This window comes from Nocardia sp. NPDC059764 (assembly GCF_042732555.1).
In the GTDB taxonomy this organism is placed as follows: Bacteria; Actinomycetota; Actinomycetes; order Mycobacteriales; family Mycobacteriaceae; genus Nocardia.
In genome coordinates this window covers 84,618-91,928 of record NZ_JBHWHH010000005.1, presented here as the reverse complement: position 1 = coordinate 91,928, position 7,311 = coordinate 84,618, and the positions used below count along the sequence as shown (strand labels likewise).

Sequence of the window (7,311 nt, the reverse complement as noted above, 5' to 3'; positions counted from 1 at the left end):
GCTTGAGCTCACCCGGACGCCGAAACGGCCGGTTGTCCGTAATCCCGATCGGATTCCGGACAACCGGCCGTTTTCTCGTTCTCAGGCCGCCCGCTGCTTGAAAGTGGTTGCGTAGCAATCGACGTACGGGCGACCCGAGCGGCTGACGATGTCGGCCATGAGCTCGTCGGTGGCACGGCGCACCGCCTGCTGGTCCGCGGGCAGGAAATAGCGCGGGTGGCCGAAGGAGATGCTGACCTTGGCCGGGCGCAGGAAGCGACCCTCGCGCGGATTGACCCGATCGGTGCCCGACAGCACCACCGGGATCACCGGGGCGCCGGTCTGCATGGCCACCCGGATCACGCCGGTGCGGCCCCGGTAGACCCGGCCGTCGGGCGAACGCGTGCCCTCCGGGTGAATGCCCCAGATGCCGCCCGACTCCAGCACCCGCACCGCGGCGGCGAGCGAATCCGATCCCGCGCTGCCGCCGGTGCGGTCGACCGGGACCTGACCGGTGGCGTTCATGACGAATCGATTGAGGCGACCGCGGAACCCGCCCTCGGTGAAGTACTCCTGCTTGGCGATGAAGGTGACCCGGCGGCGCAGCACCAGGCACAGGTAGAGCGAATCCACCACGGCCAGATGGTTGGCCGCGATGATCAGCGGCCCGTTCTTCGGAACATGGTGCAGCCCTTCGATCTTCGGGCGCCCTAGCAGGCGCAGCACCGGCCCCACCAGGATGTGCTTGAGGAGCCAGTACCACATGGTGTCCACCCAACTCTCGCTGTTTCGACGACTGCGTAGACAGTGTCTACTCGTACCTTTGTACCGGACGGGCGTAGACACTGTCTACGAATGCTGGAGAATGTCACATATGACTGACGCCGAGCCCCTGCGCGAACGACTCGTCACCGCCGGCGTCGCCATGCTCGAAGAAGTAGGCGCGGCCGAGCTCGGACTCCGGGCGATCGCGCGCGAGGCCGGGGTGTCGCACGGCGCGCCCCGGCGGCACTTCCCCACCCACAACGCGCTGCTGGCGGCGGTCGCCGCCCGCGGCTACGCGGACCTGCGCACGGAAATCGATGCGGTGGGCGGGGATACGCCCGAGGAACGGGTGCGCCGGACCTGCCTGGCCTACATCCGCTTCGCCACCGCGCGGCCGGAGATGTTCACCCTGATGTTCCGCCACGATCTGCTCGAGGGCGCGGGCGGGAACCTGCGGGTCACCTGGTCACTGCCCCTGTTCGCGCACTGGCGGCAGCTGGTCGCCGACTGCGCGGGCCCCGGCGCGGACGAGCGGACCGGCGAACAGGCCCTCGGCCTGTGGACCCAGCTGCACGGCATCGCGGTGGTGGTCGCCAACCGCAGTATCGAGGCGATCGCGCCGGGCACCGATATCGAGGCGCTGGTCGGACGGGCCGTGGCCCGGCATCTCGCCCCGGACCCGGACTGACCTCCGGTTCGAGGGCCACATCGGGCCGGACCGGCCGGTCGGGGCGGGGGGCCGGTCGCGTACCCTGGTTCGGTTGCCTCGTCCGCACATAAGGAGTCCCCCCGTGAGTTCCCCGACTGCCAGCGCGACCTCAGCTACCGCCGGTCGGCTGGCCGGTGAGGCGGCGCGGCGGCGCACCTTCGCGGTGATCTCCCATCCGGACGCGGGTAAGTCCACGCTGACCGAGGCGCTGGCCCTGCACGCCAAGGTGATCTCCGAGGCGGGCGCCATCCACGGCAAGGCGGGCCGCAAGTCCACCGTCTCCGACTGGATGGAGATGGAGAAGGCGCGCGGTATCTCCGTCAGCTCCACGGCCCTGCAGTTCGAGTACGGCGAGTGCGTCATCAATCTGGTGGACACCCCCGGCCACTCCGACTTCTCGGAGGACACCTACCGCGTGCTCACCGCGGTCGACGCCGCGGTCATGCTCATCGACGCCGCCAAGGGCCTGGAACCGCAGACGCTCAAGCTCTTCCAGGTGGCGCGCGACCGCGGCATCCCGGTCATCACCGTCATCAACAAGTGGGACCGCCCGGGCCAGGCGCCGCTGGAGCTGCTCGACGAGATCGTCGACCGCATCGGCCTGACCCCCACCCCGCTGTTCCTCCCGGTCGGCATCGCCGGCGACTTCCGCGGCCTGCTGCGCCGCGGCGAGGAGGGCGCGGCCACCGAGTACATCCACTTCACCCGCACCGCCGGTGGCGCGACCATCGCCCCGGAGGAGAGCTACACCCCCGAGCAGGCCGCCGAGCGCGAGGGCGAGGCCTGGACCACCGCCGCAGAGGAGAGCGAACTGCTTTCGGCGGCCGGGCAGGATCACGATCAGGAACTGTTCCTGGCCGGGCACACCTCGCCGGTCATCTACGCCTCCGCCATGCTGAATTTCGGTGTGCGCCAAATCCTCGAGACCCTCGTCGAGCTCGCGCCGCCGCCGCGCGGACGCACCGACATCAAGGGCGAGCCGCGCGAGACCACCGCGCCGTTCAGCGCCGTCATCTTCAAGGTGCAGGCGGGCATGGACACCGCGCACCGCGACCGGCTGGCGTTCATGCGCATCGTCTCCGGTGAGTTCGAGCGCGGCATGGTGGTGACCCACGCCCAGACCGGGCGGCCCTTCGCCACCAAGTACGCGCTGACCGTGTTCGGCCGCGAGCGCACCACCGTCGACACCGCCTACCCGGGCGACGTGGTCGGTCTGGTGAACGCGACCGCACTGGCCCCGGGGCACACGCTCTTCGTGGACAAGAAGGTCGAGTTCCCGCCGATCCCGTCCTTCGCGCCCGAGCATTTCGCCTCGCTGCGCGCCAAGACCGCGGACAAGTACAAGCAGTTCCGCAAGGCGATGGATCAGCTCGACTCCGAGGGCGTGGTGCAGGTACTGCGCAACGACGCCCGCGGTGAGCAGTCGCCGGTGCTGGCCGCGGTCGGTCCCATGCAGTTCGAAGTCGTCACGGCGCGAATGCAATCCGAGTTCAATGTCGAGACCCAGCTCGACCATCTGCCGTTCCAGCTGGCGCGGCGCACCGATGCCGAATCGGCCGCGGAGCTCAGCCGGCAGCGCGGCGTCGAGGTCTTCACCCGGACAGACGGCGCGATCCTGGCCCTCTTCAGCGACAAGTGGCGGTTGCAGTACATCGCCAAGGAGATGCCGAAGCTGACCCTCGAACTGCTGGTCGCCGGAACGGAATAGGACTCCGGTCGGCTTCGGGCGGAGCGGGCGGTCAGCCCAGCGTGCCGGAGCCGTCCGAGCTGGGTTCGACGCGGGGCGTGTCGGCGGGATCGCGGGCGATCAGGCCCCAGCGGCTGGAGGTCAGGCGCAGGCTCGGCAGGTCCGAGAGCGAGAGCACGACCTCGTAGGTGCGTTCGTAGCCGGTGTGCGCGATGCGCCACTGCCCGTCCTCGCAGCGCACGTATCTGTCGGTGTAGAACGCCGCGCCGCGTAGGAGCATGTTGTGGCCGGGGATGAGCACGGTGTCGGCCAGGTACCAGGTTCCGGTCGCCTCGTCGCCGTCGACATCGATTTCCGGGTGGTCGCAGCGGTGTTCGGTGATGACGTGCGGGCCCAGCGTATTGCGCATGAAGGCGAGGAAGGCGTCGCGCGATTCGAACTGGAGGTACTCGCTGTAGGTGGCGGTGGCCTCCGGAATCATGGTGTCGGCGAACTCCTCCCACGCCTTCGTGTCGAGCGCGCGCAGGTAACGGAACTTCAGCCTGCTGATCGCCGCGACGGCATCGGAATCCATACCTTCCACAATCCCATCAGGTGCGGGAAACCTGAGGAAATCGGCACGGATTTGTACCGGATCGCTATCAGCCGGATACCGAGTCAGTTGTTGATGGTGAAGCAGGTGCTGCAGAAGTCCTCGCCGAATTCGGTCAGGCGCAGGCTCTTTCGAACGATCTTGGGGACTCGACCGGCCTTTTTCAGCGCCTGCTCGACGACGGGCTGCACTTCCAGCACCATGTATCGCGACAAAACGACCGGATCATCCGAGGTCATAGTGAGACCAAGGCGGCTCAGATTGATCAGGTAGTGCCGCGCGCGGTCCGGGTAGCGGACGCCGGACTGCTCCGGAACCGAGGTCAGATCCCCCACGACCAGCTCCGACCCGATGCCCAGCGGCCGGTTGGTGCGCACGTCCACCGACGGCTGCGGGCCCTGCAACGCCATGAAGCGCAGGATCCGGGCCTCGTCGGGGGCGAGCTGATCGAGGATTCGGTCGTAGGCCGGGTGCACGTCCTCGGTGAAGTAGACGTCGGCCGAGCGGGCCAGCAGCGCGTCGCCGCGGCGGCGCAGATCCTCGGCGGTGCCCGACCGGACCAGACCGCCGCCATTGGTGATGGCCTGCTGTGGCGCGCCCATGGGAGTCGGTACGTAGCTGACGATCTCGCGGACCGAACCCTCGGTGACACCGAGCGCGCTGCGCGCGATCGACCGCAGCGCCGCCCCCGTGCGCTCGGCGATGTCGGCCGAGGACTCGCCGTCCAGCGCGGCCTGGGTCAACTGCCTGGTGATCTCGAAGCTGGTGCCGACCGCCCACTCGGTCCCCCGCACCGCGGTGCCGGCGGCCAGCCCGGCGGCCCGGAAGACCCCGCGGATCAGGCGGGCCTCATTGCTGATCTGCCGCTGCTCCACATCGGAACTGCGTTCCACGGCACGAGGTCCCGGACGGGTCACGTCCTGCCCCGGGATCCTGTCTTCCGCCACGTCCATCTCCGAATACGCCAGGTGAACCGAATCGTCCACAGATTATTGCCCCCGACGGACCTGCGGGCACGTCGAACCCGCGAGCCTGACGAGGTTACCCCAGTCCATGTCCGCCGAGTAACGACGCACATGACCCCCAACACGAACGATCTGAGAACGATATGGATGTGGTCTCCGCCATTCTCGTGGTCCCATCAAGAGAGAGGAACATCGAGCCCGCGCAGTGTGACCGAGATCTCCGACCCAGACACTCTGCGGCTGGACTCACTTCCTGAATAGCCAGTAAGGTCCGAACCGCCGATGGGGTAGTCAACGCCGACGGCGGTGCGTTGCGGGTCGGCAGGAGGGTGTCGCGTGCTAGAGAGTGTCTTCGGGGTGCGTCCGACCCTCCTATTGGAATTGATCACGATTCCACTGTTCACGGGCGTGATCGGCTATATCACCAACTGGACCGGCGTGCTCATGCTGTTCAAGCCGATCCGGTTCCACGGATTCCGGCTGCCCGGATTGGCCACGGTGTTTCCTTTGCTGCCCAAGCGGATTCAGGTGCTGCCGCTGCTGCAGTACGACGGGCGGATCGGCTGGCAGGGGATCGTGCCGTCGCGCGCCGACAAGATGGCCAGCATCGCCGTCGACAAAGGCTTGGCGAAACTCGGGAGTGTCGCGGATTTCTATCGCGAACTGGAACCGGACAAGCTCGCTGAACATTTTGTTGAAATTGCCGATCTTCAGATCCGCAGCATTGTCGAGGACATCCTCAAACGCGAACATCCACAGCTCTGGTACAACCTGCCGACAGGTGTGCGGGAGGTGGTCCACAACCGCGTGCGGGAACAGTTGCCGGATATTCTCCGGGAACTCACCGATGAACTCGGCAAGAACATCGATCAGCTGCTGGACGTCAAGTCCATGACCATCCGCTACTTCCAGGCGCGGCCGCAGATGCTGAATTCCGTGTTCCAGGTGCTCGGCGCCAAGGAACTGCGATTCATGCAGAACTTCGGCTTCTACTTCGGCGCGCCCATGGGTCTGGTGCTGGTCGGCGTCCTGCACTGGACGCACTGGTCGTCGCTGGTCGTGCTGCCGGTCGGCGGGGTGATCATCGGCTGGGTGGTCAACTGGATCGGCATCAACCTGATCTTCGAGCCCGCCTATCCCAAGTGGTGGTGCCCGTGGCGGCAAGGCCTGCTGATCAAGCGGCAGGACGAGATCACCGAGGGCTACGCGGCGCTGGTGGCCAGCGAGATCATGACCGTCGCCAATATCGGCGACGAGCTGCTCAACGGCCCGCGCGCCGACCGCACCATGCAGATGCTCACCGACACCCTGCGCCCGGCCGCCGACCGGGCGCTCGGCCCGGCCCGCTCGGTGGTCAAGTTCGCCCTGGGCAGCCGGGAGTACGACACCCTGCAGGACACCCTCACCAACGAGGCGATGACCATCGCGCCCATCGCCTTCGCCGACCCCGCGTTCAACGCGCGGCAGGGCGTGCAGGTGCAGGAGTACATCGCCAAACAAATGTCGGCGCTGCCCCCGCCGGAGTTCGTGGACATGCTGCGTTCGGCCATCAAACAGGACGAATGGCTTTTGTTCGTCCATGGCGGCGCGCTGGGGCTCTTCGCCGGTTACGCTCACCTCCTGATCTTCGGAACAGGAGTCGCCACCACATGGATATGACCGAATCCTCCTCTGGTGAGGACGATCCCGCCGATCCCTCCACCGTCATCGCTGTTCGCGAGTCCGCGCCGCTGCCGGTGCCGGTGTCGGTGGATTCGAGCGAGCGGCGGGGTTCGGCCGGACCGGTGCGCGCCGCCACGGGAGTCGTTCGGGTGGCCGTGTCGGCGGCGGTCGAGGCCAGTTTCTGGAGTCTGCACACCGCGCTCGGAGTGACCTCGGTGGTGCTGCGCGGCAGCATGGCCGGGCAGCCGCCGCGCGAGATCCTCTCCGACGCCGGCGCGCAGGTGCGGCAATCGGTCCGGCAGGCGCTCGGCGTGCCCGTGCCCGAGGACCTCGACGCCGCACCCGATTCCGGGCACACCGCGCTGCTGCGCGCCCGCGGCGCGGAACTGCTGCGCCGCTCAGCGGACTTCCACGCCGAGGACGACACCCACCACCACACCGCCTACTCGCGCATCCTGGGCGAACTCGCGCCCGACGAGGCGCGCATCGTGCGGCACCTGTACCTGGACGGGCCACAGCCCGCGGTCGAGGTGAAGACCGGACGCAGCTCCTACCGCGGCGTGTTCAACCTGCTGGGCGAGGACGCGGCCCTGCGCTACCCCAACCGGATCGACGAGTACCTGGCCAATCTGGATCGGCTCGGACTGCTGGACGTGACCCGCGAAGCGCTGGGCAACCCCAACCGGTACCAGCTGCTCGAGGCCATGCCGGAAGTGCGGCGGCTGCTCAAGCGGGCGAGCTTCGGCACCAAGGTGCTCTACCGCACCGTCGAATTGACCTCGTTCGGCGCGGGTTTCGTCCGCATCTGCTTGCCGGTCCCCTCGCTCGACTCCCCCGCCTCCCCGGGACTTCAGCGGGCGGCCGGGGAGCCGTAATACGCCTCGTATCCGTACCTGCGTCGGGTGACGAACCAATGGTGGACGTACCCGGCGAGTTACCCCGACCGTTGCGA

The 7,311-nt window shown here is 67.7% G+C and carries 7 protein-coding genes; 4 read left to right on the top strand and 3 right to left on the bottom strand.

Annotated elements, in window-relative coordinates; genetic code table 11:
* Nucleotides 1-81: 81 nt before the first annotated feature.
* Complete coding sequence (locus ACFV4K_RS02025; RefSeq protein ID WP_379271307.1) at nucleotides 82-744, bottom strand: lysophospholipid acyltransferase family protein; 663 nt, start codon at nucleotides 742-744, stop codon at nucleotides 82-84.
* 109 nt (nucleotides 745-853) lie between these two features.
* Between ACFV4K_RS02025 and ACFV4K_RS02020 the strand changes: the two genes are divergently transcribed.
* Both ACFV4K_RS02020 and ACFV4K_RS02015 read left to right on the top strand, forming a co-directional pair.
* On the top strand, nucleotides 854-1,432 hold the full coding sequence (locus tag ACFV4K_RS02020; protein ID WP_379271294.1) for a TetR/AcrR family transcriptional regulator: 579 nt from the start codon (nucleotides 854-856) through the stop codon (nucleotides 1,430-1,432).
* A 103-nt stretch (nucleotides 1,433-1,535) separates the two neighbouring features.
* Nucleotides 1,536-3,161 (top strand): peptide chain release factor 3, encoded by a 1,626-nt coding sequence (locus tag ACFV4K_RS02015; protein WP_379271292.1) that lies wholly within the window; start codon nucleotides 1,536-1,538, stop codon nucleotides 3,159-3,161.
* Nucleotides 3,162-3,192: 31 nt separating this feature from the next.
* On the opposite strand, the gene ACFV4K_RS02010 is transcribed toward ACFV4K_RS02015, so the two are convergent.
* Entirely contained in the window at nucleotides 3,193-3,714 is a 522-nt protein-coding gene (locus ACFV4K_RS02010) for a nuclear transport factor 2 family protein (RefSeq protein WP_379271290.1), read from the bottom strand.
* A gap of 83 nt (nucleotides 3,715-3,797) precedes the next feature.
* Nucleotides 3,798-4,685, bottom strand: a complete 888-nt coding sequence (locus tag ACFV4K_RS02005) for an Abi-alpha family protein (RefSeq protein ID WP_379271305.1) — start codon at nucleotides 4,683-4,685, stop codon at nucleotides 3,798-3,800.
* Between the two features lie 348 nt (nucleotides 4,686-5,033).
* Here ACFV4K_RS02005 and ACFV4K_RS02000 point away from each other — a divergent pair, with 348 nt between their 5' ends.
* Nucleotides 5,034-6,356, top strand: a complete 1,323-nt coding sequence (locus tag ACFV4K_RS02000) for a hypothetical protein (RefSeq protein ID WP_379271289.1) — start codon at nucleotides 5,034-5,036, stop codon at nucleotides 6,354-6,356.
* Nucleotides 6,347-7,234, top strand: coding sequence for an Abi-alpha family protein (locus ACFV4K_RS01995; RefSeq protein ID WP_379271287.1), 888 nt, complete (start codon nucleotides 6,347-6,349; stop codon nucleotides 7,232-7,234). The genes ACFV4K_RS02000 and ACFV4K_RS01995 overlap by 10 nt, the downstream gene beginning before the upstream one ends.
* Nucleotides 7,235-7,311: the final 77 nt, after the last annotated feature.

Excerpts from the sequence above, each read along its gene's own strand:
- ACFV4K_RS02025 (WP_379271307.1), bottom strand. The coding sequence starts at position 744 with ATGTGGTACTGGCTCCTCAAGCACATCCTGGTGGGGCCGGTGCTGCGC.
- ACFV4K_RS02020 (WP_379271294.1), top strand. The coding sequence starts at position 854 with ATGACTGACGCCGAGCCCCTGCGCGAACGACTCGTCACCGCCGGCGTC.
- ACFV4K_RS02010 (WP_379271290.1), bottom strand. The coding sequence starts at position 3,714 with ATGGATTCCGATGCCGTCGCGGCGATCAGCAGGCTGAAGTTCCGTTAC.
- ACFV4K_RS02005 (WP_379271305.1), bottom strand. The coding sequence starts at position 4,685 with ATGGACGTGGCGGAAGACAGGATCCCGGGGCAGGACGTGACCCGTCCG.
- ACFV4K_RS01995 (WP_379271287.1), top strand. The coding sequence starts at position 6,347 with ATGGATATGACCGAATCCTCCTCTGGTGAGGACGATCCCGCCGATCCC.